Annotated in this window: 1 protein-coding gene and 1 pseudogene; one reads left to right on the forward strand and one right to left on the reverse strand. The window is 74.0% G+C overall.

The window, feature by feature from the left end; genetic code table 11:
• Positions 1 to 280 (forward strand): annotated as a pseudogene (locus EAO72_RS43695) (hypothetical protein); the annotation flags it as partial.
• A 156-nt stretch (positions 281 to 436) separates the two neighbouring features.
• Here the strand turns inward: EAO72_RS43695 and EAO72_RS41210 are convergent.
• Positions 437 to 1,669 carry an outer membrane protein assembly factor BamB family protein gene (locus EAO72_RS41210; RefSeq protein ID WP_410090571.1) on the reverse strand — a complete coding sequence of 411 codons (1,233 nt, stop codon included), beginning with the start codon at positions 1,667 to 1,669 and terminating at the stop codon, positions 437 to 439.
• Between the last annotated feature and the right edge of the window lie 72 nt (positions 1,670 to 1,741).

Here is a 1,741-nt window from a genome sequence, read left to right on the forward strand (position 1 = left end):
GCTCGCCACTCTCTCCACCGACCAGCTCGCCGAGCTCGCCCGTCTCGAACAGGAGGGCACGGACAAGGCGCAGGACGCGCTGGTCGCCTCGGGCGCCCTGTCTTCGGCCCGGCCGGCGACCGCCCAGGGCGGCGAGGGGGAGGCCGGGGCTGCGACGGCTGTGGCCGGSGCGGTCACGACGACGGCGGCCAGCGCCGCCGTGCCGAGGGAGCGCAGAAGTTTGCCTGACACGACACCACCTCCGGAAACGGGGCGAATCGTGCGACTACCCCATGAGTGAGCGCAATTCCTCCCATACGCTCACTCTTCGTCAGGCGATGCAAGAACCTCCGGGCGTGGCGGCGGCCCGATTCCTCCGGAAGGCGGCGGACCGGGCCCGACGGCCTCCCGGTGAGGCCGTCCTCCGGGTCAGGCCCCCGGTCAGGCCGCCCTTCCGTCAGACGACCGGGAACGCGTAGACCACGCGGTCGCGCCGGACGAGGGCGCTCTTGCCGTAGGCCAGCACCTGGTACCGGGCGGTGACGGTCGCCCCCTTCGGGTCCTGGACCCCGATGTCCTGGAACTTCCAGAGCCGCCGCCCGTCGGCCGCCGCGAACGCGGTGACCTGCCCGGGATCCGCCGCGAGCAGCGTGCCGCCCGAGCCGCTGGCCGTGACGGTGGGAGCCGTTCCGCCCGCCACCGCCTCCGTGGACCGCCGCCAGCGCAGCCGTCCGGTCTCCCGGTCGGCCACCCCCACTTCCTGGTTGCTGCTGGTGGTGAACAGGAGCGCACCGGCCTCCACGGGGGTGCCGAAGGAGGAACGCGGTGTGCCGTTCAGCGTCCACTTCGGCCGGCCGCCGGGGGTTTCCAGGGCCCGCAGGTCGTGGTCGTACGCCACGTACAGCAGGCCGTCCGCGTCTCCCGCGGCAGCCGCTTCCGGGGCCGTGCCGAAGATCTTGGCCCACTGCTGCTTCCCGGTGGTCCGGTCGAAGCTGCGGAAGAGCGCCTTGCCCTTGGCCGCCTTCACATCGGCGGGGGTGAGCGTCAGCCGGTCCTGTCGTACGACCACGGCGTCCGGCCGGACCGCCATCAGGCGGTACACGGGCGCGATGGGGCCGCGTCCGGTGGGCACGGGCGTCCGCCACAGCTCCTTGCGCTGCTCGATGTCGTACCCGAACAGGTAGGACTTGACGACCTGCCGGTCCTTGCCGGGCTTCTTGCCCTTCTTCGGCTTGGGCGCCTTCACGGTGACCTGGTGCGAGCCGGTGAACCAGAGGTCCGGGCCGGACGATCCGACGAGGGTGCGTACCGACAGCTGCGGCGCGCCCTCGAACCCGTCGGCGTACGCGACCCGGTGGGCGACGCTGCCGTCCTTCGCGGACAGCCACAGGAACTCGGACGGTCCGGCGACGAAGACGAGCTCCTTGCCGGCGGCCAGGGCGGCCTGCCCCTTCGCGGCGTCCGGGCTCTCCCAGACCCGGCGCCCGGTGTTCAGGTCGACGGCGGACGCGTGGGTGTCGCCGGTCAGCACCAGCAGCCGTTCGTTCCAGAGCGCGGCGGTGAGGGGGGCGGGTTCGGCGGCCGGGTGGGTGTAGATCCAGCGCGGCTGCGGGGGCAGCCCGGCGACGACGGGACGGCTGGCTGCCGGGGCTGCTCGCGGCCGCCGTGGCCGAGCAGAGGGCCCGGGCACGGAAGGCGGCGGTCGCGGCGTCCGCCGACGAGGCCGAGGCGGACGCCCCGGCCCGGCCCGCAGTGCCTGTGG

It is taken from the genome of Streptomyces sp. OR43 (assembly GCF_008042275.1).
Lineage (GTDB): Bacteria > Actinomycetota > Actinomycetes > Streptomycetales > Streptomycetaceae > Streptomyces.